The following is a 26,759-nucleotide window of genomic DNA, read 5'->3' as shown; positions in this document are numbered from 1 at the left end:
CAACCATGTGAAGGGGATATCACGTGTTTGCCTACATCATTCGTCGGCTGCTGGTTGCCATTCCAACCATACTGTTATTGATCACCGCCTGTTTTTTCCTGATGCATGTGGCCCCCGGGGGGCCTTTTACCTCTGAACGGCCATTGCCGCCGCAGGTTCTGGCCAATATCGAGGCGCGCTATGGGCTGGATCAACCATTGTGGAAACAGCTATGGGACTATCTGGTTAATATCGTTTTGCATTTTGATTTTGGCCCGTCCTTCAAGTTCAAGGACCGGGATGTTAATGACATCATCACGCAGGGTTTCCCGATCTCACTGACCTATGGGTTTTTGTCCTTTATCGCCGCCACGCTGGTTGGGGTGGTGTTGGGCGTTGCAGCGGCAATCCGGCACAATACCTGGATCGACTATTTCGCTGTCGGGCTGGGGATCGCGGCACAAGCGCTGCCCAATTTCATCATGGGTCCGATCCTGATCCTGACCTTTACGCTGTGGCTGGGATGGCTGCCCGGTGGGGGATGGAACGGGGGCGCGTGGCCCTATCTGATTATGCCAGTAATCGCGTTGTCGACGTCCTATATGGGATCAATTGCTCGGATCACCCGATCATCGATGCTAGAGGTTCTGAATTCCAACTTCATCCGCACGGCCAAGGCCAAGGGATTGCCGACCCGTTCGGTGATCTGGCGGCATGCGCTGAAACCCACGATGCTGCCAGTGGTGTCCTATCTGGGGCCGGTCTTTGTCTATGTGTTGACCGGATCGGTTTTCGTGGACCTGTATTTTTCGACCGGTGGATTGGGGCAAGCCTATGTGGGATCGGCCCTGTCGCGCGACTATGCCGTGTTGCTGGGGGTGACGATCCTTTACGGCACGCTAACGGTTGTTGTGAACCTGTTGACTGACCTGGCCTATGCCTGGTTTGACCCGAAAATCCGGTATTGAGGGGCAGTTTGATGTTTGGAAAATCAAAGAAAGCTGCAGACCTTGCCGGGGCAATCACCGATCACACCGTCGTTCAGGGCCGGTCCTTGTGGCAGGATGCGAGGCTGCGTTTTGTGCGTAACAAGGCGGCGATGGCAAGTGTAGTGATTTTGACGCTGATCATTCTGTTTACAATCTTTGGCCCCAGCTTTGCCAAGTGGAGCAACGAAGAGATCGACTGGGTGGTGATGGGCGATGTGCGCGGTATGGGTATGCCGTCAATGGAAACCGGCCATTTCTTTGGTGTCGATGATCTGGGGCGGGATCTGTATTCGCGGGTCATCCAGGCGACGACCACATCCTTGCTAGTGGGGTTGATCGGCGCTGCGACAGCGCTGATTGTTGGCACATTCTATGGCATCGCAGCTGGGTTTATTGGCGGGCGGCTGGACAGTGTGATGATGCGGTTTGTCGATATTCTGCTGGCGATCCCGGCCACATTGATCATCATCCTGATGCTGGTGATCGCGGGGCGATCGTTTGTCACCCTGTTTGTGGCGCTGGGTGCCGTGGGGTGGCTGACCATGGCCCGTATTGTGCGGGGCCAGACCCTGACACTGAAAAACCGTGAATTTATCGAGGCTGCCCGTGCCGCCGGGGTCAGCGAATTTACCATCATGTATCGCCATATCCTGCCCAATCTGTTGGGGGTGGTGATTGTCTATGCCTCGCTTCTGGTGCCGGAAATGATCCTGACGGAAAGCTTTGTGTCCTTCCTGGGGCTGGGGATTTCCGAGCCTCATACGTCGCTTGGGGCGCTGATATCAGAGGGCGCAGGCACAATGGCCTATGGGACGCTGTGGCAACTGCTGTTCCCGCTGACATTTTACATCACCATCATCATTACGATGTTCTTTATCGGTGATGGTCTGCGCGATGCGCTTGATCCGAAGGACCGATAAAATGACACTGTTATCTGTCAAAGACCTAAGCGTACGATTCGACACCCCTGATGGGGCGGTCGAGGCGGTGAAAAACATCAGCTTTGATATCCATCCCGGCGAATGTCTGGGCATTGTGGGGGAAAGTGGATCGGGCAAAAGCCAAACCTTTATGGCCGCGATGGGGCTTTTGCCACCTAATGGTAAGGCCGCTGGATCAGTCATATTGAACGGTCAGGAAATTCTGAACCTGCCGATAAACCAACTGAACCGGATTAGGGGCGATGATGTGGGCATGATCTTTCAGGACCCGCTGACCGCCCTGACCCCACATCTGCGGGTGGGTGAGCAGATGCGCGAAGTTTTGCAAGTGCATGAGGGGCTTTCGGGCACCAAGGCGCGCGAACGCTGCCTGGACTGGCTGAACCGGGTGCGTATCCCAGAGGCGAAACGCCGGTTGGATCAGTATCCACATGAACTGTCGGGCGGCATGCGGCAGCGGGTGATGATCGCCATGTCGATGCTGTGCAATCCGAAACTGTTGATCGCGGATGAACCGACAACCGCGCTGGATGTTACTGTGCAGGCCGATATTCTGGACCTGATGGCGCGGCTGCAACAGGACGAGGGCACCGCCATTGCCCTGATCACCCACGACATGGGTGTGGTGGCGCGCATGTGTGACCGCATTCAGGTAATGCGGCTGGGCGAATTTGTCGAGGCGGGTGACACGCGCGAAATTTTTCGTACCCCGGCCCATGATTATACAAAACAACTGCTGGAAGCGATGCCGCGGATTGATGCAGGCGACGCGCCCAAGGCCATTGATCCGGTCGAAGAACCGCTGTTGCAGGTGGACGATGTAAAGGTGCATTTCCCGATCAAGGTGTCGGGCGGGATTTTCGGCCGAACCATACCCCTGAAGGCGGTAAATGGGGTCAGCTTTGACATTCGCAAGGGTGAAACACTGGGTGTGGTGGGGGAATCCGGTTGCGGGAAATCGACGCTCGCCCGCGCAGTGTTGCAGCTGATCGAACCCTCGATGGGCAATGTCAGCTGGCTGGGCAATCCGATAGTCGGGTTGAAGCGGCGCGAGTTGAACAAATATCGCAAGGATTTGCAGATCGTCTTTCAGGACCCGTTGGCCAGCCTTGATCCGCGGATGACGATCGCAGCCTCGATTGCAGAACCCTTGAAAACCTACCGCCCTGACCTGACGGAGCGGGAGCGCAAGGAATATGTTGCCCAGATGATGGAGCGGGTGGGGTTGAACGCCAACATGATCAACCGCTACCCGCATGAACTGTCTGGCGGGCAAAACCAGCGCGTGGGCATTGCACGCGCCATGATCAATAAGCCCAAGCTGATCATTTGTGACGAGGCGGTATCGGCGCTGGATGTCTCGATCCAGGCACAGATCGTAGCGCTGTTGAAGGAATTGCAGGCTGAATTTGGGCTCGCCATGATATTCATCAGCCACGACCTGTCAGTGGTGCGCGTGGTGTCGAACCGGATCATGGTGCTGTATCTGGGTCGCGTGGTTGAAATGGCGGATGGGGAGGTGATTTGTTCCAATCCTATCCATCCCTATACGCAGTCGCTGATTTCGGCAGTCCCGATCCCGGATCCGGATGTTGAGCGCACCCGTCAGAGGATCAAGCTGCCGGGCGAATTACCATCGCCAATGGACCCGAAAGCCGCGCTGCGATTTCTGCCCAGCCGTTTGTTGATGGGAGAGATCGACTATGTTCCCAGGCTGACCGAGACCGCGCCGGGACATCTGGTGGCTGAACATGATCCGCTGGAAGAAATCATGGCAGGGTCGTGAAAACTAGGCGGATCACAGGTCAATAGGGCGGTTAGCCCAGGGGCAAAGGGGACTTAGGCCCAAATCATTAACTTTTGCCGATTGACAATCCGATGGGGAGCGAAAATTGTAAAGCTTCCAATAGCCTGACTTCCATATGATCGTCGGATGGTTGGGGTCGGGCCTTATCGTAGTATCGCGTGGTCTGATAAGAGAATAAAACATAGGACGGCAAGCTGCGATGTGCCCTGCACCAGTATCTGAATTCACGGATCGCGGATTTATTATCCCGATCGGCGGGGGAGAAGACAGAGTCAAGGAAATGCAAATCCACCGGAAGTTTGTTGAACTTTCCGGCGGAGAGGACGCCGACATCGTCGTCATTCCAACCGCGTCGTTGTTGGAGGAAACAGGCCCTGACTATAACCGCATTTTTTCCGAACTCGGCGCGGGCAAGGTTGAGTTCCTGCCAATAGCCCGGCGGGCAGACTGCGATAATCCTGAATTTGCCAGCATGCTGGACCGTGCGACGGGCATTTTCATGACGGGTGGCAATCAGCTGCGGCTGTCGGCCATTTTGGGCGGTACACTGGTGGCGCAAAAAATCCGCCGTCAGAACGCAGCTGGTGTGCCGGTGGCCGGCACGTCTGCCGGGGCGTCTATAATGTCGGAACATATGGTGGCAGGCGGGAGTGGGAATTCAGCACCTGCCGAGGGCAATATCACGCTGGCCCCAGGGATGGGGCTGACCAATGCGGTGATCATTGACCAGCACTTTACCCAGCGAAACCGATTGGGGCGATTGCTGACTGCGTCCTCGTACAACCCGTTTTTGATCGGATTGGGCGTTGACGAAGATACCGCAGCCTTTATTGGCCCCGACAACGTGTTGGAGGTCGTCGGCAGTGGCTCTGTCACCGTGGTTGATGCCAGCCACCTGTCTCATTCATCGATGTGGGATGCACGCAATGGCGAGGCGCTAAGTTTATTGGGGCTTCGGCTTGACGTTCTGGGTGAAGGCTGTCGTTATGATCTAAATGCTCGGATTGCTTACCCGCCTGACGAGCATCTCGCATTTTGCTCCCTACCGACCTGATACTGTATCTGGAGGGCGCAATTAGAAGGAATTGCAATTATAAATAGGGGAAACGTATGAAAATCGTCTCAACCAATGTCTTCGTCGGGCCTAACGTATGGGCCGGCTTTCCGGTCATTCGACATGTCATCGAATTGGGTGTTCTCGAAGATTGGCCATCTGCGAAGATTGGGACGGATTTCATCGATGCTTTGCTGACTGCATTACCGGGCCTCGCGGAACATGGCTGTTCCTACCGCGAAGCTGGCGGGTTTGTTCGACGGTTGCGCGAGGACGGAGGCACCTGGCTGGGTCATGTCTGGGAACATTGCGCGCTGGAAATTCAGGGTGTTGCCGGATCTGACGTCACCTTTGGCCGCACACGCGGAACCGGAGAGCCGGGTCAATACAACATGGTCTTTCAATACCGCCAGCGCGATGTCGGGCTTGCGGCGGGAGATTTGGCCTTGCGTCTGTTGATGCACCTGCTGCCGCAAAGCCTGAAAGATCAAACCGACTATGAGTATGACGACGAATTCGATTGGGATGATGAATTGCGCTCCTTTGTTTTGCGGGCGCAGCGCAAGGAATTTGGCCCGTCAACCGGATCGTTGGTCAAGGCTGCCGAAGAACGCGACATCCCCTGGATCAGGCTGAACGACTATTCGTTGGTTCAGTTCGGGCACGGAAAGTATCAAAAACGCATTCAGGCGACGATTACATCTGAAACCAAAAGCATCGCGGTGGAAATATCCTGTGACAAGCAAGACACCCATAATCTGCTGAACGATCTGGGCCTTCCGGTGCCTCAGCAGCGCATAGTCTACAGCGCCCAAGAGGCTGTCAGGGGGGCTCGGCGCATTGGGCATCCTGTGGTGGTGAAGCCGTTGGATGCAAACCACGGGCGCGGCGTGTCGATCAATCTGAACAGCGATGAAGAGGTCGAGGCAGGATTTCTGGAGGCAAAGGAACATTCCAAGAGCCGCGCGATCCTGGTCGAGAGCTTTGTAACAGGCTTTGACCACCGGATGCTGGTTGTAAACAACAAGCTGGAAGCCGTGTCTAAGCGGGTGCCGGGGCATGTTGTAGGAGATGGAAAAAGCACAATCGAGGAACTGGTTGATATTGTGAACCAGGATCCCCGCCGTGGGATCGGACATGAAAAAGTCCTGACACAGCTGGAGCTTGATAATCAGGCCAAACGATTGATGGCCGATGCCGAGTATACGGCGGAAACTGTTTTGCCGGAGGGGGAGGTCTTCTACCTCCGTTCAACGGCCAACCTGTCCACCGGGGGCACGGCGATCGACATGACCGACGTTGTTCACCCGGATAACAAAGATATGGCCGAACGTGCGATCATGGCGGTCGGGCTGGATGTCGGTGGCGTGGATTTTCTGATCGAAGATATCTCTAAATCTTACAAAGAAACTGGCGGTGCGATTGTTGAGGTGAACGCAGCCCCCGGTTTCCGCATGCATGTCGCCCCGTCCGAGGGGGAGCCACGCGATGTATCTGGCAAAGTGATCGATATGCTTTTCCCGGTTGGTCAAGAGGCCCGCATTCCAATCGCCGCGATCACCGGAACCAATGGGAAAACCACAACCTCGCGTATGTTGGCCCATATCGTGAAAGGCAGTGGCAAGACGGTTGGGTTAACCTCGACCGATGGTGTTTATGTTGACGGCAAGCTCAGCGTAAAGGGCGACATGACCGGGCCGAAGTCTGCGCAAATTGTTCTGCGTGATCCGGCGGTCGACTTTGCAGTGATGGAAACCGCGCGCGGCGGATTGGTTCGCGCTGGTCTGGGATATCAGCGATCCAATGTCGCAGCCTGTTTGAATGTTTCGGCCGACCATCTGGGATTGGGTGGTGTCAACACGGTCGAGGAACTGGCGGTGGTCAAGCGGGTCGTGGTGCAAAGCGCCACGGATACCGCGGTATTGAATGCCGATGATATCCTGTGTCTGAAGATGGCCGACTACGCCAATGTGAAATCAATTTTCTATGTTACCATCAATCCCGGAAATAATCTGGTGAAGGAACATATCAAGGCAGGTGGCAAGGCGATTGTTCTGGAACAAGGCATGAATGGTGACATGCTGACCATCTATGACAACGGACGTCATATTCCGGTGTTATGGTCGCATCTGATCCCCGCTGCGCTGGAAGGCAAAGCGATGTTCAATGTGCAAAATGCGATGTTTGCCGCCGCGATGGCCTATAGTTTCGATGTGGATCTGGACAATATCCGCCATGGATTGCGGACATTCGATACCAGCTATTTCCAGGCACCGGGACGGATGAATGTGTTCGATGAGCATCCGTTCAAGGTGATATTGGATTATGCGCATAACCCGGCCGCCTTGACCATGTTGGCGGATATGACCGACCGCTTGGATGTCAAAGGGCGTAGGATGATCATGGTTTCGCTGCCTGGAGATCGCAGAAACGAAGATATTGCAGAATCTGTGAAAGCTCTGTCCGGCCATTTCGATCATTTCATTTGCAAGGCAGACAACAACCGACGGGGTCGCGGCTATGACGAAATCCCGAGGTTAATAGAAGCCGAGCTATTGAAAAATGGTGTCGCGCAAGAGGCGATAACCGTCATCCCGGACGAAATCCCAGCCCTTGATGCAGCATTAGATATGGCAGAACCCGGCGATCTGTTGGTGGTTATTGGGGATGATACAGCGAGATGTTGGAAACAGATTATCTATTTCAATTCGGATGATGCAGATGTGCCCGAGAAAGCGCCTACCTCCAGCTATGCTGCTGCGGCTGAATCCGATGATGTTTTCGATTCCGAACAAAACCTGATCCGAGATGAAAGAGGTGTGCGGCTGGCCCGTGTCGTCGACGAAGAAGCTGATTGATCGGAGGGGCCAATGGACCGGATCGAACAGCTGGAATCTGCGTTATCGATTGACTATGCGACCTCTGATGCCCTTCAGGTTGATGAGGCCCGCCGACTGACCGGCCCTGGAATGTTGTGGAACCTGCCGGGGGCTGTCATTGATGTTTTCTTTGATGATCATGATGCAGATCAGATCATTCGCTTGTGGGAAACACATGCGCGCCGGGTTTTAGATGCGCTTGGTTGGGAAGACCAACAGCTGACAACGCGGCGGTTTCACGGTGGTGTAAATCTGGCGATTTCGGCACCGTTGGATCAGCTCTATTCCGCTGTTTTCGCCGCCCAGACGGTCTGGCATTTTTGTGCTGCGGCGCTGTTGGGAACGTCCCCGGGTAATTTCGCAGAAATGGTGGCGGATGTTCGAAAAGTGGCAGAAACTGAGGCCAATCCGACCCTGATCGCGCTAGTGAATGCAGCAAATCTGCATGGGGTAGATATCCTGTGCGATGATGATGAGGTGTCTATCGGACATGGATCTGGCTGCAAGACGTGGCCGGTTGATGCCTTGCCTGCACCCGATCAGGTTAACTGGTCCAGCCATCATGATGTCCCGATCGTCTTTGTCACCGGGACCAATGGCAAAACCACCACCACGCGGTTATGCGCGGCGATTGTGCGGGCTGCGGGGAAGGTTGCCGGGCTGACCTCGACTGACTTTGTTCGGGTCGGCGATGACGTTCTGGATTATGGTGACTATTCCGGCCCCGGCGGTGCGCGCATGTTGCTGCGCGATCCACGGCTGGAAATTGCATGTCTGGAAGTTGCCAGAGGCGGCATATTACGGCGCGGACTGGCCACAACGCGGGCGCGCGCGGCTGTGGTGACGAATGTTGCCAATGATCATCTGGGCCAATACGGCGTGAACACGGTGCCCGAACTGGCGCAGGCGAAATTTTCAGTTCACCGGGCGCTGGCCGATGATGGCGTGCTTATCCTGAATGCCGATGACGCCTATGTTGTGGCAGAGGCGGAACAGACACAGGCCAATATCTGGTGGGTGTCTTTGGACCCAAAAAACCCGCAGATCGTCGGGGCCAGAGCGTCGGGTCAGCCTTGCGCGTTTTTGCAAGGGGATGAGGTGGTGTTTTTTGATGGCCAGACCGATCAGGCTGTGACCCGTGTGTCGGACATTCCGATCGCCATGAACGGGGCTGCAAAATACAATATCTCCAACGCGTTAGAGGCCTTGTGTGTGGGCAAATCGATGGATCTGCCCGACACGGCCATTCGTTCCGGGTTGTCTAATTTCAAGCCCGATCCCAAAGACAATCCCGGCCGCTGTAATGAGTTTTCCAGCAACGGCGCACGCGTGTTTGTGGATTTTGCCCATAACCCGCATTCGATCAGCGCTGTTTGTGACGCATTGTCATCCATCCCGGCCAAACGTCGGTTCATCATGTTTGGGCATGCGGGCGATCGATCCGATCAGGATATTCACGATGTGACCCTGACTGCGCTGCGGTTCAACCCGGATGTGGTTGTGGCGGTAGAGCTGGAAAACTATCTGCGCGGTCGCGAGGCCGGGGTCATCCCCGAACTGATCAAGCAGGCGGCGATTGGGGCTGGAATGGACCCATCGCAATTGCGATACGCACCATCCCCCACAAAAGCGGTGGCGATGATCCTGGAACAGATCGGCCCGGGGGACGTGGCCCTGTTACTGGTGCTGGATGAACGCGAAGAGGTGTTCAAAATGCTGGGGCAGGGCGGGGAATAATCCCTTGGCCCCCAGCATTTCTATCGCACTTTCGGCCAACGATTGTGATTACGTGTTTGCCATTAAGCACAGCAGCTCGACAAGAATTTGGGAGCCCGCCACCGCCGTGGCGCCGGAGGTGTCATAGGGGGGTGAGACCTCGACCACGTCCCCACCAACCAGATTGATCCCAGCAATATCACGCAGGATAATCGCCGCCTGACCAGAAGACAGACCACCAAAGACCGGCGTGCCGGTGCCCGGGGCATAGGCCGGGTCAAGCCCGTCAATATCGAAGGTCAGATAGGTTTTGTGATCGCCCACGATATCCTTGATGCGGCGCGCGGTTTCCGACGGGCCATTTTCGTGAACGAACCGGGCGTCCAGTGTGTTGAAACCCAGCATGTCCGGGGTGTGGGTTCGAATGCCCACCTGAACCGATTTTTCTGGGATGACCAAGCCCTCTTGAACCGCGTGATACATAAAGGTGCCATGATCGATCCGCTCCGGGTCGGGGTCTGCCCAGACGTCTGAATGCGCATCAAACTGGATCACTGACAGGGGGCCGTGTTGGGCAGCATGGGCGCGCAGATTGGGCAGGGTGGTGAAGTGATCGCCACCCATAGAAATAACGGCGCAGTCGGCATCCAGAATGGTGCGGATGTGACGCTCTATCGCCGCTGGGGCCAGATGCAGCTTGCCATGATCAAAGGGGCAATCGCCGTAGTCAACGATATTGAACTTCTCGAACGGATTGACGGGCCAGCCATAGGGTGCGTCCCAGGCCAGCAAAGTCGACATTTCGCGAATTTGGCGTGGCCCGAAACGCGATCCGCCGCGATGGGTGACCGACACATCAAACGGGATGCCGGTAATTGCCACATCGACGCCGCTTAGGTCTTTGGTGTATTTGCAGCGGGCAAAACTGGTGACGCCGGAATAACTAAGTTCACCCATCATTCCACGGGTGGATTCACGGGTGATGGCATTGTCGATGTCGGGCAAATCCATGGGGCACCTTTGGTGTTGGAATAACGCTTAGCCAGATAAGGGTCGTGGATTCTTGGGCAAAACGCACAGCATTTCATAGAGCAGGTTCGCGGCGATCATCGCGGTGTTGCCGGTGGTGTCATAGGGGGGGGAGACCTCGACCAGATCGCAGCCGACAAGATTCAGACCCGCACAGCCGCGCACAATCTCCAGCGCCTGAATGGTGGTCAGCCCGCCCATTTCCACAGTACCGGTGCCAGGCGCATAAGCCGGGTCCAGGCTGTCGATGTCAAAGGTCAGATAGACGGGTGCATCACCGATCTTGCCACGAATTTCGGCCATCAAAGGTGTCAGGGAATTGTGCCAGCATTCTTCGGCCGGGATAACGGTAAAGCCCTGATCGCGCCCCCAATTGAAATCCTCGGCTGCATAACCAGTTCCACGCAGGCCGATTTGAAAGACTTTGTCATTGATCAACAGGTTGTCCTCGACCGCGCGGCGAAATGACGTGCCATGGGCAATTTTTTCGCCGAACATTTCATCGTTGGTATCGGCATGGGCGTCGATATGGATCAGGGCGACGGGGCCGTGTTTATCAGCGATTGCCCGCAGCACGGGGTAGCTGAGTGTATGATCGCCGCCCAGGGTCAGCGGCACAACATCGTGTTTCAGGATGTCTTTGTAGGCCTCGGTGATGATATCGGCGGTTTTGGGCAGGTTAAATGTGTTGATCGCGATGTCACCGATGTCGGCCACTTGCATACAGTCAAACGGCGCCGCACCGGTTGCCATGTTATAGGGGCGCATCATGCAGCTTTCGGCGCGAATGGCGCGGGGGCCATGGCGCGTTCCCGCACGGTTAGAGGTACCAATATCCATAGGAATGCCAACGAAACATGCATCCAACCCTTCGGCAGTGCGCTGAAGGGGCAGGCGCATCATGGTGTGATCCCCACCAAAACGCGGCATGTCATTGCCGCCCAAAGGTTGATTAAAGGTCGGTTTTGAGGAGGCGTTCATAATGGCTGTACCCTGAGAAATAAGAAATTGATTTCACGACCCTAAAGGGAAACCTGACGCGGAAAAATAACATGTTTCGAAATTAAATATTGGGAATAGCAAATGTATCAAGTGCTGTACTGCGCCTGTAATGTTTGACGAAACTTTTCAATGATCTTGGGTTGTGTGCCAGATTTGCTGACCACTTGCATCACGCAGGAAAAATCCTTTGCAGTTTTGGGAAGGTTGCGCAGACGGCCAGAATTCACATAGTGCCGGGCTGCGTGATCCGGAAGCAGGCCGATGTAGCTGCCGCTAAGAACCAGCAACAACTGTGCCTCGATATCCAGCACAACGCGATCATTGTCGTTCATTCGGATCGATTTCTTGCGTTGGCGGCTCCAATACCCGCGATGCGCCCAAGGATGCTGGTAGTAGCTTTCTTGCGTCAGTTGGCGATCTGGCACAGCAAACAGGGGGTGATCTTTCGCACAGTAAAGCGAGTGTGTCTCTGTATAAAGATCCTGATATAACAATCCATTGAGACGATTATCAAAGCTGCAAATACCGAGGTGAAAGGCCCCGCCAGCGACCCCGCTGAGAATGTTCTGAGGCTGATCTACAAACAGGCGCAGCTTTACCGCAGGGGCGATTTTAGAGAATGCGTTGATCGCTTGGGGCAGTCTCAGATTTTCGTCAGAGGCAACACAATCAACCACCACAACCTTAAGCTCACCGACCAGGGACCCCTTCAATGCTGTTAAGTGGTCAGACTGTTCATCCAGCGTTTCCAGCAGGTCTTTGGCGATCTGATGCACCATCTGACCTTTTTCAGTCATCATGAAACCACGGCGGCCACGCTGGCATAGTTTGACGCCAATGCGTTCCTCTAATGTGGTGATGTGATTGGAAATTGTCGGTTGGCTCAAACCCAGTTCCGCTTGCGCGGCGCTGAAGCCATTGTTGCGGACAACACTGTCAAAAACCGCCAGCAGATGTATATCAGATCCAGAGATACGCATACATTCATTGAGATATGCAAATGTAAGAAATTGCAATGTGGAATTTTTGGAAAGAGGCTGCACCGATAGTGACAGGTCTTAACGGATGCGGAATCGCGCGGATGGCATTTCCCGCATTGTCCGACTGGGATGCAACGATCAGCCGCGTGCTGTTCATATTAAAGGAAAGAACATGGTCGCTGTAATTGCACTTACCAAAGATGGTCTAAGCGGATCCCCGATGGAGCCTTGCTCTGACGTGCCGCCAGAGGCGGTATTGCATGGCGAGGCCAACGAAACCGGGGTAATGCATCTGGTGGCTGACAAAGGCAAGTTCCTGATCGGCACTTGGGAATGTACGCCATATGCTGAAAATCTGGCTTATCCGGACCTGAACGAGTTTTGCGTTGTTATTTCGGGTCGTGTCGCCCTGACTGATGCCGCCGGTACTACGACGAAATTTGGCCCCGGTGATTGTTACATCGTCCCCAAGGGATTTGACGGTAGATTCGAGGTTCTGGAAACCCTGCGAAAGGTTTACGTTATCTATAACGATTGATCCTGACGTGCCCGCCCTTGCGTTTTATTGTGGGCCAATTTCTGATGTGAGAGAAAGTGACTGACATGTCGACCCTCAGCAAATCCGCCCTCAAGGATGTAACCCTTTTCCCCTATTGGCTGGACAGCGGCGATGCGCCAGCAACCGAACCCCAGGTGATCGGTCGAAAAGAGGCAGATCTGGTTGTTGTCGGTGGTGGCTTTACCGGTCTTTGGGCTGCCATCATTGCCAAAGAGGCAAATCCCGATCAGGAGGTCATGCTGATCGAGGCGGAAAAAATCGCCTATGGGGCTTCTGGCCGACCGGGGGCGATTGTGTCCACCTCTGTCATGCACGGACTACACAATGCGATCCGGATTTTTCCCAATGATCTGAAGCGGCTGGAAGAGCTGGGTCATGCCAATATGGGTGGCTTTCTGGACACGATCAAACGCCATAACATCGACTGTGATCAGGAATGGAATGGTGAGCTGACCATCGCTGTGAATGACGAAGGCGTCGATCTGGTGCGCGAAGAATATGACCTGCATGTCGAGCATGGTCATGAGGTGGAGCTGTTTGATGGTGGGACGATCAAATCGCAGTTGAACTCGCCCCTGGTTCAGGCGGGCATGTGGAACAAGAAAAACAGCGGCACCGTGCATCCGGCCAAACTGGCCTGGGGTCTGAAACGCGCGGCGATTTCTGTCGGTGTCAAGGTGTTCGAAGAATGCCCGATGAAACGGATCGAGGATGACGGCCCCACAGTCCGGGTTGTCACGCGCGATGGGGAAATCAAGACGCCCAAGGTCCTGCTGGCGACGAATGCCTTTGCCGCCGGACACAAGAAAATCCGTTCGCGCGTTGCCATGGTCCGTGACCGGATCGTGATGACGCAACCTTTGTCCGATGAACAGCTGGGCCGGATAGGCTGGGCCAACCGGCAGGGGATTTATGACACCCGCACGCAGTTGAACTATATGCGCCTGACCAAAGATAACCGTATCCTGTTCGGTGGGCGGTTGGGCTATTTCATGAACAGCCCGCGCGACCCCGAACTGGATCGCACCACGCAGCCCTATGAGCGGTTGGGAGAGGCGTTTTTTCGCACATTCCCGCAACTGGATGACATCCAGTTCACCCATGCCTGGAGCGGCCCGATTGCGCTGACAACCCGAATGGCAGTGCATTTTCAAACCTATTTCGGCGGCAAGGCCGTCTATGCCGGGGGCTATTCGGGCTTTGGTGTTTCGGCCAGCCGTTTTGGCGCGGAAATGGGGCTCGCGAAACTGAACGGCGAGGAAAACCCAGACTTGAACCTCGAATTTGCCAGCACCATGCCCAACATTATTCCACCCGATCCGTTGCGCTATATTGGTGCACAAATCACCATGTATGCTATGGACACCGCAGAGGCCAAAGGAGGCTGGCGGAACCTGTGGCTGAAACTGGTCACAAAGATGGGTTTCCCATTGGTTTAGGAGAGGTTCATGGCGGATTTGGCGATCATTAATGCGCATATCCTGACGATGGATCCGGCCAATCCGGTGGCGCAGGCATTGGCGGTTGATGGCGGAAAAATCACCGCGGTCGGGGATCAGGCCGGGATAGATGTTTTATGTTCTTCAGGCACGCAGATCATCGATGCCAAGGGTGCGACGGTCCTGCCAGGATTTGTCGAAAGCCACATGCATCTGTTCATCGGGGCCCATTCGCGCAAGGTACTGAACCTGTCTGACGCCCATGGAACACAGGCGATTGCGAGGGCTGTACAGGATTTTTCGCGGGCCAATCCAGACGCACCGCTGTTGATCGGACAAGGCTTTCATTACGACTGTTTTGACGGGGATCGTGATCCGACACGCCATGATCTGGATGACATCTGCCCTGACCGTCCCCTGCTGTTGCAGTCGGCGGATTTTCACAACGGCTGGGCCAATACAGTAGCCCTGAACGCGGCGGGTGTTTTGCATGGATGCGATGTTGGCCCGGCGTCAGAGGTGGTTTTGGATGCCGATGGTCTTGCAACCGGGGTTCTAACCGAACCCCCGGCTGTCGCGACGGTTTTGACACTTGGGGCCCATGGTGGGCGCGAGGGATTGGGGCTGGAAGGTGTCGAACCGGCTACACCGCCCACTCTAGCACAAAGGGACGCCGATAAGGCCCTCCTGCGCGAAGGTTTGGCCCATTGCACGGCGCAGGGCATTACTACGATCATCAATATGGATGGCAATCTATATCAGGCCGAGCTGTTGTCGGAAATTGAGGCAGAGGGCGATCTGATCTGCCGGTTGGAACTGCCTTATCATTTCACCCCCGGCGAACCCGATGAAAGCGTTGAAATCGCAGAGAAAATGCGGCGCGACCTGAACAGCGACATGTTGTGGTGCAACCGGATCAAGATGTTCATGGATGGCGTTCTGGACATGGAAACTGCCTATCGCCTGAATGATTACCCCGGCAGCCCCGGCCATCGCAGTGATCCCATGCACATGCCGGAAAGGTTCAACGAATTGGCGGCGGAGTTCGACCGACGTGGTTTTCAGATCGCGGTGCATGCCATCGGGGACGCCGCAGTACGCACCGTTCTGGACGGGTATCAGGCGGCGCGGGACCAAAACGGGTCGCGTGACAGACGCCACCGGATCGAACATATCGAATTGATCGATCCTACCGATATCCCCCGTCTGAAGGAGCTGGGCGTGATAGCATCGCTTCAGCCGCCGCATCCGCCGGGTTGTGAATTTCCTCTGGAACCAAGCGCGACAAAGATCGTCGGGCGCGATGAATGGCCCAATGCCTTTTTGTGGCGCAGTCTGGCTGACGCAGGGGCCAAGATTTGCTTTGCGTCTGATTGGGCGGTTGCGTCGTTGGAACCATTGCTGGGTATCAACTATGCAATGACCCGCAAGCCATGGGCCGAAGACTTGCCAGATGAGCGGCTGAGCTTTGAACAAACCTTGCACGCCTATACCGCAGGCGGGGCCTATGCGGCGTTGAAAGATCAGGAATTTGGCCAGCTCATGCCCGGCCTGGCCGCCGATATCGTGGTGTTGGATCGTGTGTTGACGCCGGATAACGCGGCACAGACGCAGGTTAGCACAACCATTTGCAATGGCTCGGTGACATACGACGCAAACTGACCCCATAACCGAAACAAGTTGATGACACCGCGACCTCGTGAACAGAGTTTGTATGTTGACGGCAGGTGGGTTCGCATCCAGCGGTATCGGCCAAGAGCTGGCGCATGGGGATTGGCGGGCTATCAGGGGGTGAAACTTATCACCGTCGCGAATGCGGGTTAAGCGCGCATTGTCGAAAGAAAGCCGCCCGCGGATCCAAGCATATCGCAATGATCGAATGATCGTGAGTAGATGTAGGCAAGTTGGGAAAGGATGTTCCCTTTTTCATTCAATAATGTTACCGCTAACATTGCGATTCGTATGGTGCGACCGATTGCAGGTTTCACCGCGCTTGAGGAGGTATCTGATGGCGCAATTTCGGATCCTTGCGGTCCCTCGGATATATGACGGGATTGCCTTTTGCGACGTGACCAAATTGGTCTAACTGATTAGACGGAGGTCTGTAATGGCCCATCCTATCGATACCTTGCAACGCGTCACCGACAGGATTGTTCGCCGGAGTGATGCCACGCGCAGTGCCTATCTGCGCCGGATGGAACAGGCGACAAAGGACGGACCGGCGCGCGGGCATCTGTGCTGTTCAGGTCAGGCCCATGCCTATGCGGCAACAGGGCAGGATCAGCAGACATTGGCCAAGGAAAACGCAGGCCATCTGGGGATCGTGACCGCCTATAACGATATGCTGTCGGCCCACCAGCCCTTTGAAACCTATCCGCAGCTGATCCGCTCTGCCGTGCGAGAGATTGGCGGGACAGCGCAAGTCGCCGGTGGCGTTCCCGCCATGTGTGACGGGGTCACACAAGGCGAGGCCGGAATGGAGCTAAGCCTTTTTTCCCGTGATACCATTGCCATGGCGGTGGGCGTCGCGATGAGCCACAATGTTTTTGACGCCTCTGTCTATCTGGGGGTTTGCGACAAGATCGTTCCCGGTCTGGTCATCGGCGCGCAGGCCTTTGGCCATATACCAGCAGTGTTCTTGCCAGCCGGACCCATGGTCAGCGGCCTTGCGAATGACGAAAAGGCCAAGATCCGCCAGAAATACGCGGCCGGGGAATGCGGACGAGAGGAATTGTTGGCCGCCGAAATGGCAGCCTATCATGGGCCGGGAACCTGTACATTCTATGGAACCGCCAACACCAACCAGATGTTGATGGAGTTTATGGGCCTGCACTTGCCGGGATCCTCTTTCGTGAACCCCGGAACGGACTTGAGAGAGGCCCTGACGGCAGAGGGCGCCAAACGGGCGTTGTCGCTCAGCGCGCTGGGCAACAGTTATACACCGGTCTGCAGCATTCTGAATGAGAAGGCGTTCACAAACGGAATTGTGGGGCTGATGGCCACAGGTGGGTCAACCAACCTGTTGATCCACCTCATCGCCATGGCCCGCGCGGGCGGCATTATTCTGGACTGGCAGGATTTTGCGGAACTGTCAGAGGTCGTGCCATTTTTGGCGCGGGTCTATCCAAATGGTTTGGCGGACGTAAACCAATTTCACGCCGCGGGCGGGCTGGCCTATGTGATTGGCGAACTCTTGCGCGGTGGATATCTGCACGCCGACACGCAAACTGTCGCGGGGGAGGGGCTGGAACATTATGTCTCTGAGCCCTTCTTGCACGCAGGCCAACTCACATTCCGCCGCGGTCAAGACAAGAGCTTGAATGAGGCGATCTTGCGCCCCGCAAGCAATCCGTTTCAGGCCAAGGGTGGCTTGAAACGTCTGACCGGTTCTTTGGGCACCGCTGTGATCAAAGTTTCTGCAGTGGCGCCCGAACATCAGTTGATTGAGGCCCCGGCGCGCGTATTCCACGATCAAAATGAGGTCAAGGAAGCGTTCGCAGCTGGGGAATTCACGGACGATGTCATTGTTGTTGTCCGGTTTCAGGGGCCCAAGGCCAACGGTATGCCGGAACTGCACAGCCTGACGCCGATCTTGGGCATCCTACAGGGCAGGGGGCAAAAGGTGGCCCTGGTCACTGATGGGCGTATGTCAGGCGCGTCAGGGAAGGTGCCAGCCGCCATTCACGTCGTACCCGAAGCGCTGGATGGCGGGCCGATTTCACAGATCAAGGACGGCGACATGCTGCGGGTTGATGCGGAAAATGGTACGTTGGACATATTGACGGCGGCCGCACTGGAGAGAGCACCGGTAACCGCCGATCTGGCCGCCAACCAATTTGGCACAGGCCGGGAACTGTTTTCGCTGTTCCGTCAGTCCGTTTCTTCCGCCGATACTGGCGCGACAATTTTCGGAGACCCGTTATGACAAACCCTTCCAGTCAGATTATGCGCGATCTTTGCGGACTGGCCCCCATCGTGCCGGTTTTGGTGGTCAAGGATGTGGCCCATGCCCGCCCTCTGGCCGAAGCGTTGGTCGCCGGGGGGCTGCCCGTATTGGAAGTCACGTTAAGAACCCCTGCCGCTCTCGACGTAATCTCTGCTATGTCCAAGGTGGCTGGCGGCCATGTCGGGGCGGGGACGTTGGTCACTGCCGATGATGTGCGCGCAGCCAAAGCCGCAGGGGCGACATTCGGCGTGTCCCCTGGCGCCACCGATGAATTGTTGGCGGCGTGTGAGGCTGAAAACCTGCCCCTTCTGCCCGGTGCTGCAACGGCCAGCGAGGCCATGACGCTCTTGGGGCAAGGCTATGATATGCAAAAGTTTTTCCCGGCAGATGCATCGGGCGGGGCGCCCGCGCTAAAGGCCATTGGCGGCCCGTTGCCCCAGATCACATTTTGTCCGACCGGGGGCGTCAGCCCGGAAAATGCTGTAAGCTATCTGTCCTTGCCAAATGTCGCCTGTGCGGGTGGCAGTTGGGTTGCCCCAAATGATCTTGTTAAGGCCGAAAACTGGGCTGCGATTGAGGCGCTTGCCAAAGACGCGTCACGCTTGGGCACGTAACGCGACGGCGCCAGATCAATCCTCAGCCGCCGGTTTTTGGGGCGTTTTTCTGCCATGTGTAGCGCTGTGTCAGGGTGCGGCAATAACCTTCAGAATTGTTAGAAACTTTCGATTGCAATTCCCGCTGCAATAAAACATATAGATAATATTCATGTATTAAGGATTCGCGCCCCTATGTCGACAACAGATTCTCTTCGCCCGCAGATGTTCGAAATCGAACCCGACGAGATTGGGGCTTTGGTCGCGCGCTTTTACGCACGGATCAGGGAGCATGAGATTTTGGGCCCGGTGTTTGGCAATTCTGTTGAAAATTGGCCCGAACATGAGAAGAAAATCGCGGCGTTTTGGCGTGGCGCGATCCTGCGGGAGCCAGGCTATTCGGGCAATCCCATGCAGGTGCATCTGGCGAACCCAGACGTCAAGGCCGAGCATTTTCCGATCTGGCTGCAGTTATTCCGCGAAACCGCAGAGGAAGTGCTTTGCCCTGAAAAAGCGGCCTCATTTGCGCATCTTGCTGATCGGATCGGCAAAGGACTATCGTTCGGGATAGAAAACTTCCGACGCCCAGCAGGCAGCCCACCGGTGCTGGTATGAGACTTACCACCTTTTCCGACTACGCCTTTCGCGTCATGCTTTTTGCGGTGGCAAAGAAGGGGCAGCAGTTTACAATCGATGAAGCCAATGCAGGGTTGATGATTTCCAGGGCACACCTGACCAAAGTGGTAAATGCCTTAACCAAAGCCGGATACCTGATTGCACAGCGCGGCCGGAACGGTGGTCTTCGTCTTGCGCGGCCTGCAAGCCAGATCGGATTGGGAGATTTGTTGCGTACCACAGAACATGATTTCAATTTGGTGGAGTGTATGCGGCAAGATTGCCATTGCAGTTTGAGATCGGGCTGTACTTTGCCCCCGGTTCTGCGCAAGGCTACCAAAGCATTCATCAGCGTTCTGGATGAATACACATTGGCAGATTTCGCACTGGAGCCTGAAATGTTCGTGACCAATCCCACCATTCTGCAAAAAGAAGTACAGCTATGACCGCCACCTCCAATTATTCCAAAGCACGTGTCATCACGGACGAAGCTCCGATGTCGGTTGTCCGGCGATGGCTTGCTGCAGGGTGGAAGGATTTCCGGGATAATTTCGCATTATCAATTTGTTATGGCGGTGTCCTGTTTGCCATGGGGTGGATTTCGGTCTGGTTACTTTTGGGTACCGGATTGGGATGGATGCTGCTGCCGTTGCTTGCCGGCGGGGTCCTTGTTGGGCCGTTGGCAACTGTCGGGCTTTACATCGTCGCACGTGGTGAAAAGGGTGTGGCCGCGGGCGGGCAGATTGCGCTGGTCGGGGCCATCTTGATGGTCTTTGCACTGATTTGGATACGCGCCGCGACGGTTCTGTTTGCAATCACTTATGGGCTTCACCCGTTTGGCGGGCCCGTTGAGGTGCTGCATCTGATGGTGACCACCGCATCGGGCTGGGCGCTGTTGATTGTCGGTTCACTGGTTGGCGGGTTGTTTGCCGCCCTCGGATTCGCAGTTTCCGCGTTTTCACTTCCCTTGTTGGTTGATCGACCCATCGATGGGTTTTCCGCAATGGGCCTAAGCTTCAATGCCACCACTCAAAATTTTTGGCTCGCGGTTTGCTGGGGGGCGGTGATTACCGTTCTGACCGGGATCGGAATCATCACAGGCCTTTTGGGTCTAATCGTTATTTTTCCATTGTTGGGCTTTGCCACCTGGCACGCCTATGCGGATCTGTTCAGGGGAGAAGGATCATGACGTCACAGCCGCCAGCCAATGCGGTGCACTATGCGAGTTCGCCACGGTTCACCGAAATCACCACGCCGGAAAAACTGCGCAACGACCATAGCGTCAAGGCCGGGACATGGGGGATGTTGGTTTTGTTTTCCGGCCGCCTGATCTATCGTCGGCCACATAGTGAAACCACGCTAGCGGCGGGTGACACGGCATTGATCTACCCTCAGGAACAGCATTCGGTCGAACCTTTGGAAGGGGCCGAATTCGAAGTGCGTTTTTATCGCGAGGATCCAGCTGATGCAGCGTGATTTAAAAGTCGAAGACTTCATCGTGATGGTTGTGTTGCTGTTCGTTCTGGCGGGCGGTGCGGCCATGTTGGGTTGGGGTGTGCCGGTTGGTTATGTTCTTCATGGTTGGCTTGTCGCGATCGCGGCAGGGTGGGGCATCATGTGGATGCTGAACCGGCTGACGGGACCCGGTGAAACCATTCCCCTGGAATACAATGATGGGGTGATCAAGCTTGGTGTGATTGCAGCCTTTATCTGGGGTGTGGTCGGATTTCTGGTCGGGGATATTCTGGCCTGGCAATTGGCCTTTCCCGATCTGAATGGCGATACGGCGTGGTCAAACTTTGGTCGTCTCCGGCCTGTGCATACGTCGGCGGTTATATTTGGTTTTGGCGGGAACGCTCTTATTGCCACATCATTTTACGTGGTCCAGCGTACATCGCGCGCGCGTCTGGCCAGCGAAACTCTGCCTTGGCTGGTGTTTTGGGGCTACAACCTGTTTCTCGTGCTGTCAGCCACGGGCTATCCGTTGGGCATCACCCAGTCGCGGGAATATGCCGAGCCGGAATGGTATGCTGATCTTTTGCTGTTGATTGTCTGGGTTGGGTATCTGGTCTTGTACCTGTGGACATTGGCGCGGCGGGCTGAGCCTCATATTTACGTGGCAAACTGGTACTATCTAGCCTTTATCGTGGTGATCGCGATGTTGCACACGGTCAACAATCTGGCAGTGCCCGTGTCGATCGCGTACCCCAAGAGCTATTCGTTGTTTGCCGGTGTGCAGGATGCGATGACCCAATGGTGGTATGGGCACAACGCCGTTGGTTTCCTTCTGACGGCGGGCTTTCTGGGTATGCTCTATTACTTCCTGCCCAAAGCGGTGAACCGGCCGGTCTATTCATATCGGATGTCCATTATCGGCTTTTGGGGGATTACCTTCCTCTACCTCTGGGCAGGATCACACCACCTGCATTACACGGCTTTGCCGGATTGGGTACAGTATCTGGGGATGACCATGTCGATCATCCTGCTGGTGCCCAGCTGGGCCAGCGTTTTCAATGGCATTCTCACCATCAACGGCGCCTGGGATAAGGTGCGAACCGATCCTGCTGTGCGGTTCATGATGGTGGCGATCATTTTTTACGGCCTTGCCACATTCGAAGGGTCATTTATGGCCATCAAGCCGGTCAATTCGCTTAGTCACTATACGGACTGGACGGTAGGTCACGTCCACGCAGGGGCGCTTGGCTGGGTGGCCTTCATCACCTTTGGGGCAATGTACAAGATGGTGCCATGGATCTGGCGACGCGAAGGCGTGTATTCCCTGAAGCTGGAGGCATGGCATTTCTGGCTCGCGTTGTCTGGAACGCTGATCTACGTGGGCGCGATGTGGAACAGTGGGATCACACAGTCACTGATGTGGCAGACCTATGATGCCAATGGCGCCTTTGTCTTTTCTTTCCTCGACAGCGTGATCGCGATGCACCCATACTATGTGGCCCGTGCGATCGGTGGCCTACTGTATCTGATCGGCGCCTGTATCGGGGCTTATAATATCTACATGACAATCAGCGGTCCGCGATTGGCACCGGCATCTGATCTGTCGCGGCCTCTGACCCATCCGGCGGAGTAATCTCATGAGCACAAGACACCAAAAACTGGAACGCCATTCGATTGCTTTTGCCATGATGATCCTGGCGGTGGCCTCTATCGGTGGCATCGTGGAAATCGCCCCGCTGTTCACAATCGAAAACACGGTGGAAGAGGTCGACGGAATGCGCCCTTATACCCCATTGGAACAGGCTGGGCGCGATATTTACCTGCGCGAAGGATGCTATGCCTGCCACAGCCAGATGATCAGAACATTGCGTTCTGACGTTGATCGCTACGGCCATTTCAGCCTGGCCGCTGAAAGCATGTATGATCACCCTTTCCAATGGGGCTCAAAACGAACCGGCCCGGATCTGGCACGCATCGGCGGAAAATATTCCGATGCCTGGCATGTGGCCCATCTGGAAGCACCGCGAGAGTTTGTTGAGGGATCGGTGATGCCCGGATACGCCTTCTTGACCGATGCGCCGTTGCAAACCGGCCATCTGCCCGCGTCATTGAAGGCCCTTCAACGTACGGGCGTTCCCTATACTGACGAACAGGTTGCTTCGGCGGTGAAAGACGCCATCAGACAGGCCGATGCAGATCAGAATTACATCGATGAGCTGCAGGAAAGTTACGGAGATAACGTGCAAGTGCGAGATTTTGATGGCCAACGCGGTAAGGTGACCGAAATGGATGCGCTCGTCGCTTACCTGCAGATGCTTGGAACGCTTGTCGATTTTGAGGCGCTGGCAGAAGAGGATTTGATCCGATGACCCATGATGCAATTTTGGTGTTTTCCAAAACCTGGGGTGCGCTCTATCTGTTCGTCGTCTTTGTCGCCGCCGTTTTGTGGACGTACTGGCCTTCCAGACGCCGCCTCTATGAGGACGCAGCCCAATCACCTCTGAACACCGAGGAGGATCACCCATGTCGCTGAAAGAAGTTGATCCGGTCTCTGGCACCGAACTGACAGGCCATGAATGGGATGGGATCAAAGAGCTGGACACCCCGGTTCCCTGGGCGTCAATCTGGGCGTTGCGGATCACGATCGTCGTCGCGGTGCTGTTTTGGATCCTGTTTCCCGCCTGGCCTTTTGTTTCAGACTTCACACGCGGTGTTTTGGGGTATTCATCCCGTGCCACAGTGATCGAAGCAGTGGCAGACGGGCGCACGCTCCGCGCCGACAGCTTTGAGGTGTTTCAGTCGCAAGAGGTGTCTGTGTTAGCGGCCAATCCCGACCTGAAGGACCGTTTTGCCGCCCCGATTGCAAAACTTTACGAAGACAATTGTGCCGCTTGCCACACAGCTGATTTGACCGGGCAAACCGGATTTCCAAATCTTGCGGACAATCACTGGCTCTGGTCGGGTTCGCCAGAGGAGATCGAATACACGATCCGCCATGGCATCAATGCCGAGGATGACTATACAAGATTTTCGCAAATGTTGGCCTTCGGTCGTGATGGCTTTCTGGATGATGCGCAAATCGGGGATGTGGCGGAATTTGTCCTGTCGCTGTCTGGCGCAGAACATAATGCAGATGCGGCGCTGCGGGGCACGGAAATTTTCACGGAAAACTGCTCCTCATGCCACGGTGATGATGGTCGCGGCGGGCTAGAGATCGGCGCCCCCGATTTAGGCGATGACCAATGGATTTATGGCGGCGATCGAGACGCAATCATCACCTCGATCTATGATGGTCGTATAGGGGTGATGCCCGCGTGGTCAGGGCGGTTGAACGACGCCGAAATCCGAATGCTGACACTCTATGTTCTATGGGCCGCCGATGACGCAGCGGAGTGAGAAATCACCAGGCTTCAGAAACGCCATGTACGCGTTTCTGATCCTGTTATTGCTGGGCTATTTAGGGTTCAAAGCCTGGCACCTCTCCATCGCGTTTGATGCCTGGAATAACCAACCCTTACCCGGTGCTCACGAAGGGGCCGCAAACTAGGTGATCTTGTTACCCGATCCATTTCTGTGCGCGATCTGGTGTGAGGAACTGGCCGGATTGCTCGTATAACGTAGCGAGCCTACAGGATGCTCTAAATAGTGCGGATGACGGAAAGACGCCTAACCGAGTGACAGCACCCCGCTAATCATAATCTGCACGTACTTGCCTGTTATAGGTTATTGCAGGGTTGCCATAGATAGAGCGGTCAAGAATCTGTTAATCTTGATTCGCCCCCTCGGGACTGAAATTATTCAATGATTTCAGCCGAAGTGGTGCCCGGGGGCGGAATCGAACCACCGACACGAGGATTTTCAATCCACTGCTCTACCCCTGAGCTACCCGGGCACGGGAGAAGCAGGTCACTGCTTCGGGTCGCGGTTTTCTAGACGGGGGTTGGGGCCGTGTCCAGAGGATAAATGCCAAATTCAATGCTGCGGGCGGTCTTTTTTCTGTTCCGGTGCAGGCGGGTGCTCAACGTCCTGGGTGTCGCCCTCGGCAATGGTATAGCTGTTGGTCAGCCAACGGCCCAGATCAACGTCTGCACAGTGTTTGGAACAGAAGGGTCGGTATTTGCGATCGCTGTCTTTGGAACAAATCGGGCAGATCATTTTGGCAACGTTTCGGTCAGGGGCAGGCGTTCGCGTTTGCGCTGCAGCTCAAAATGGCCAAGTGGGGTCCAGCCCACCAATGCGGTTTCGGTGGCGTCAGCCTTGAACGCGACGCGCAGCACCTGTTCCAGCTGCCGGCGGTCCTTTTTGGGCATCGGCGCAAAATCCACAGTAATCTGACCGCCCAGGCCCCGGATACGCAACTGCCGGGGCAGGTCGCGGGCCGCGGCGATATTGGCTTTCAGACTGGCGGCGGGGGAGGTATCGCCGCCGGTATTTACATCCACGGCAATCAGCGCGCGGGTGGGTTCGACATACATCGAAGCCCCGCCAGACAGGGGGACATGGGCCGCGGTAAACGCATCGATCAGATCGGGCAGGTCGTTATCATACCAGGCACTGGTTTCGTTTGCGATCTGGTCTGGTTCTGCCCATTCGCGCCAGGCCAGATGGTGGGCATCGGGCCCGTCCCATAACAGTTCTGGCCCGTCTTGGGACTGGTCGGCCAGGATTTGGTCGGCGACGGCAATCTGGGCTCCGATATCTTCGGCAATGGCAGCTTCATCCGCGCCAGCGGCCGCGGAGCGGATGATCAGGCCATAGTCACAGCCCAGCATCTGCTCCTTGGCGATCAGTGTCAGCCGGTCGCGTTCGTCATCATTGCGGATAGAGCGGGAAATGTTCTGCCCGGGGGCGGATGGGGTGACGATGGCGTATCGCCCCTTAAACAACAATTTTGCGGTCACCGGTGTCGCCTTGCCATCCTCGGCATGGCCGGTCACCTGCACCAGCAATTGCTGCCCGGGCGACATTCCCTTGGCCTGTTTCAAAAACCCCATACCGCCCGGCAGGCGGACAAAGACTCCACCCTGGCCCTTGATCTGGCGGTCCACCTTGGCACGGTAGATCGCTTCTGGAACGGGGCGTTCGGGATCGGCAGGGTCAATCAACAGGTCGACCAGCTTGCCATCCTCGATCCGGGCGGCGGCGTTCTGATCTCCCAGTTGCCCCAATACAGCGATGCTGCCTTTCATGATCCGGTCTCCAATACGCCTGCGGAATTCAGAAGTGTAACAGTTTCGGTCAGCGGCAAGCCGACGACCGCAGTGTAGGATCCGCTGATCCAGGGAATAAATTGCGCGGCCATCCCTTGGATACCATAGGCGCCGGCCTTGCCCTCCCACTCGCCAGAGGCCAGATAGGCATCGATATCCGCGTCAGACAACTGCTTCATGCGCACCATTGTCACCACATCGCGTTGCCAGACCTGATCCCCCAGCCGCACGGCCACGGCGGTGATCACCCTGTGGCGACGCCCGGACATAAGCCGCAAGAATGCGCGCGCCTGATCGGCATCGGTGGGTTTGCCCAGAATGCGCCGTCCGACGGCCACCACGGTATCGGCGGCCAGGACGGCCTCATCATCGGTGGCGGATACGGCCTGCGCCTTTTCACGCGCCAGGCGTACACAATAGGGGCGGGGCAGTTCACCCTGCAGCGGCGTTTCATCGATGTCAGAGGGGCGGATGTCGTGAGGCGTGACACCGATCTGTGCCAGCAACTCGCGCCTGCGCGGGCTGGCAGAGCCCAGGATCAGTTTTACCATGGTCTTGGGCCCGAA

The 26,759-nt window shown here is 55.9% G+C and carries 25 protein-coding genes and 1 tRNA gene; 19 read left to right on the top strand and 7 right to left on the bottom strand.

Going from position 1 to position 26,759, the window contains the following annotated elements:
* Positions 1 to 23 precede the first annotated feature (23 nt).
* From oppB to AC2D8P_RS13125, 6 genes are all read left to right on the top strand, one after another.
* Positions 24 to 947, top strand: a complete 924-nt coding sequence (gene oppB, locus AC2D8P_RS13150) for an oligopeptide ABC transporter permease OppB (RefSeq protein ID WP_484703243.1) — start codon at positions 24 to 26, stop codon at positions 945 to 947.
* A gap of 11 nt (positions 948 to 958) precedes the next feature.
* Positions 959 to 1,888, top strand: coding sequence for an ABC transporter permease subunit (locus AC2D8P_RS13145; protein ID WP_484703242.1), 930 nt, complete (start codon positions 959 to 961; stop codon positions 1,886 to 1,888).
* 1 nt (position 1,889) lies between these two features.
* Complete coding sequence (locus AC2D8P_RS13140; RefSeq protein ID WP_484703241.1) at positions 1,890 to 3,695, top strand: ABC transporter ATP-binding protein; 1,806 nt, start codon at positions 1,890 to 1,892, stop codon at positions 3,693 to 3,695.
* 220 nt (positions 3,696 to 3,915) lie between these two features.
* A complete protein-coding gene (locus tag AC2D8P_RS13135) occupies positions 3,916 to 4,770 on the top strand; it encodes a cyanophycinase (protein WP_484703240.1) in 855 nt (284 codons plus the stop codon).
* Positions 4,771 to 4,826: 56 nt separating this feature from the next.
* A complete protein-coding gene (gene cphA, locus AC2D8P_RS13130; protein WP_484703239.1) occupies positions 4,827 to 7,628 on the top strand; it encodes a cyanophycin synthetase in 2,802 nt (933 codons plus the stop codon).
* Between the two features lie 12 nt (positions 7,629 to 7,640).
* Positions 7,641 to 9,386, top strand: coding sequence for a Mur ligase family protein (locus tag AC2D8P_RS13125; RefSeq protein WP_484703238.1), 1,746 nt, complete (start codon positions 7,641 to 7,643; stop codon positions 9,384 to 9,386).
* A gap of 48 nt (positions 9,387 to 9,434) precedes the next feature.
* Here AC2D8P_RS13125 and speB (AC2D8P_RS13120) read toward each other — a convergent pair whose 3' ends face one another.
* From speB (AC2D8P_RS13120) to AC2D8P_RS13110, 3 genes are all read right to left on the bottom strand, one after another.
* Positions 9,435 to 10,376, bottom strand: coding sequence for an agmatinase (gene speB / locus AC2D8P_RS13120; RefSeq protein ID WP_484703237.1), 942 nt, complete (start codon positions 10,374 to 10,376; stop codon positions 9,435 to 9,437).
* Between the two features lie 27 nt (positions 10,377 to 10,403).
* Entirely contained in the window at positions 10,404 to 11,375 is a 972-nt protein-coding gene (gene speB, locus AC2D8P_RS13115) for an agmatinase (protein ID WP_484703236.1), read from the bottom strand.
* Positions 11,376 to 11,482: 107 nt separating this feature from the next.
* Positions 11,483 to 12,376 (bottom strand): LysR family transcriptional regulator, encoded by an 894-nt coding sequence (locus AC2D8P_RS13110; protein ID WP_484703235.1) that lies wholly within the window; start codon positions 12,374 to 12,376, stop codon positions 11,483 to 11,485.
* 172 nt (positions 12,377 to 12,548) lie between these two features.
* On the opposite strand from AC2D8P_RS13110, the gene AC2D8P_RS13105 reads away from it, so the two are divergent.
* The 13 genes from AC2D8P_RS13105 (at position 12,549) to ccoP (ending at position 24,379) form a co-directional block, all read left to right on the top strand.
* The gene (locus AC2D8P_RS13105) at positions 12,549 to 12,914 is read left to right on the top strand and encodes a cupin domain-containing protein (protein WP_484703234.1); all 366 of its coding nucleotides are present in this window, start codon (positions 12,549 to 12,551) and stop codon (positions 12,912 to 12,914) included.
* A 65-nt stretch (positions 12,915 to 12,979) separates the two neighbouring features.
* Complete coding sequence (locus tag AC2D8P_RS13100) at positions 12,980 to 14,374, top strand: NAD(P)/FAD-dependent oxidoreductase (RefSeq protein WP_484703233.1); 1,395 nt, start codon at positions 12,980 to 12,982, stop codon at positions 14,372 to 14,374.
* A gap of 9 nt (positions 14,375 to 14,383) precedes the next feature.
* Positions 14,384 to 16,036: an amidohydrolase gene (locus tag AC2D8P_RS13095; RefSeq protein WP_484703232.1), complete on the top strand. Its 1,653-nt coding sequence runs from the start codon at positions 14,384 to 14,386 to the stop codon at positions 16,034 to 16,036.
* 445 nt (positions 16,037 to 16,481) lie between these two features.
* The gene (edd, locus tag AC2D8P_RS13090) at positions 16,482 to 18,299 is read left to right on the top strand and encodes a phosphogluconate dehydratase (protein ID WP_484703231.1); all 1,818 of its coding nucleotides are present in this window, start codon (positions 16,482 to 16,484) and stop codon (positions 18,297 to 18,299) included.
* Positions 18,296 to 18,934: a bifunctional 4-hydroxy-2-oxoglutarate aldolase/2-dehydro-3-deoxy-phosphogluconate aldolase gene (gene eda / locus AC2D8P_RS13085; RefSeq protein WP_484703230.1), complete on the top strand. Its 639-nt coding sequence runs from the start codon at positions 18,296 to 18,298 to the stop codon at positions 18,932 to 18,934. The genes edd and eda overlap by 4 nt, the downstream gene beginning before the upstream one ends.
* Positions 18,935 to 19,108: 174 nt before the next feature.
* Positions 19,109 to 19,528, top strand: a complete 420-nt coding sequence (locus AC2D8P_RS13080; RefSeq protein WP_484703229.1) for a group III truncated hemoglobin — start codon at positions 19,109 to 19,111, stop codon at positions 19,526 to 19,528.
* On the top strand, positions 19,525 to 19,974 hold the full coding sequence (locus AC2D8P_RS13075) for an RrF2 family transcriptional regulator (protein ID WP_484703228.1): 450 nt from the start codon (positions 19,525 to 19,527) through the stop codon (positions 19,972 to 19,974). The genes AC2D8P_RS13080 and AC2D8P_RS13075 overlap by 4 nt, the downstream gene beginning before the upstream one ends.
* Positions 19,971 to 20,717, top strand: a complete 747-nt coding sequence (locus AC2D8P_RS13070; RefSeq protein ID WP_484703227.1) for a DUF2189 domain-containing protein — start codon at positions 19,971 to 19,973, stop codon at positions 20,715 to 20,717. Before AC2D8P_RS13075 ends, AC2D8P_RS13070 begins: the two co-directional genes overlap by 4 nt.
* The gene (locus AC2D8P_RS13065) at positions 20,714 to 21,004 is read left to right on the top strand and encodes a TehB-like domain-containing protein (protein WP_484703226.1); all 291 of its coding nucleotides are present in this window, start codon (positions 20,714 to 20,716) and stop codon (positions 21,002 to 21,004) included. The genes AC2D8P_RS13070 and AC2D8P_RS13065 overlap by 4 nt, the downstream gene beginning before the upstream one ends.
* On the top strand, positions 20,994 to 22,616 hold the full coding sequence (gene ccoN, locus AC2D8P_RS13060; protein ID WP_484703225.1) for a cytochrome-c oxidase, cbb3-type subunit I: 1,623 nt from the start codon (positions 20,994 to 20,996) through the stop codon (positions 22,614 to 22,616). The genes AC2D8P_RS13065 and ccoN overlap by 11 nt, the downstream gene beginning before the upstream one ends.
* A 4-nt stretch (positions 22,617 to 22,620) precedes the next feature.
* Complete coding sequence (gene ccoO, locus AC2D8P_RS13055) at positions 22,621 to 23,352, top strand: cytochrome-c oxidase, cbb3-type subunit II (RefSeq protein ID WP_484703224.1); 732 nt, start codon at positions 22,621 to 22,623, stop codon at positions 23,350 to 23,352.
* Positions 23,349 to 23,516 carry a cbb3-type cytochrome c oxidase subunit 3 gene (locus tag AC2D8P_RS13050; protein WP_484703223.1) on the top strand — a complete coding sequence of 56 codons (168 nt, stop codon included), beginning with the start codon at positions 23,349 to 23,351 and terminating at the stop codon, positions 23,514 to 23,516. Before ccoO ends, AC2D8P_RS13050 begins: the two co-directional genes overlap by 4 nt.
* Positions 23,507 to 24,379 carry a cytochrome-c oxidase, cbb3-type subunit III gene (gene ccoP, locus AC2D8P_RS13045; RefSeq protein WP_484703222.1) on the top strand — a complete coding sequence of 291 codons (873 nt, stop codon included), beginning with the start codon at positions 23,507 to 23,509 and terminating at the stop codon, positions 24,377 to 24,379. The genes AC2D8P_RS13050 and ccoP overlap by 10 nt, the downstream gene beginning before the upstream one ends.
* Before the next feature lie 421 nt (positions 24,380 to 24,800).
* Here ccoP and AC2D8P_RS13040 read toward each other — a convergent pair.
* The 4 genes from AC2D8P_RS13040 to AC2D8P_RS13025 all read right to left on the bottom strand — a co-directional run bounded on the left by AC2D8P_RS13040 (position 24,801) and on the right by AC2D8P_RS13025 (position 26,744).
* Positions 24,801 to 24,875 (bottom strand) — tRNA-Phe (locus tag AC2D8P_RS13040).
* A gap of 80 nt (positions 24,876 to 24,955) precedes the next feature.
* Positions 24,956 to 25,138 carry a DNA gyrase inhibitor YacG gene (locus AC2D8P_RS13035; RefSeq protein ID WP_484703221.1) on the bottom strand — a complete coding sequence of 61 codons (183 nt, stop codon included), beginning with the start codon at positions 25,136 to 25,138 and terminating at the stop codon, positions 24,956 to 24,958.
* Positions 25,135 to 26,172: a ribonuclease E/G gene (locus AC2D8P_RS13030; RefSeq protein ID WP_484703220.1), complete on the bottom strand. Its 1,038-nt coding sequence runs from the start codon at positions 26,170 to 26,172 to the stop codon at positions 25,135 to 25,137. The genes AC2D8P_RS13035 and AC2D8P_RS13030 overlap by 4 nt, the downstream gene beginning before the upstream one ends.
* Positions 26,169 to 26,744 carry a Maf family protein gene (locus AC2D8P_RS13025; protein ID WP_484703219.1) on the bottom strand — a complete coding sequence of 192 codons (576 nt, stop codon included), beginning with the start codon at positions 26,742 to 26,744 and terminating at the stop codon, positions 26,169 to 26,171. Before AC2D8P_RS13025 ends, AC2D8P_RS13030 begins: the two co-directional genes overlap by 4 nt.
* Positions 26,745 to 26,759 lie beyond the last annotated feature (15 nt).

The organism is Roseovarius sp. YIN77 (genome assembly GCF_057219155.1).
The sequence above is the reverse complement of the archived record's forward strand: the minus strand, read 5'-3'. Positions and strand labels throughout refer to the sequence as shown.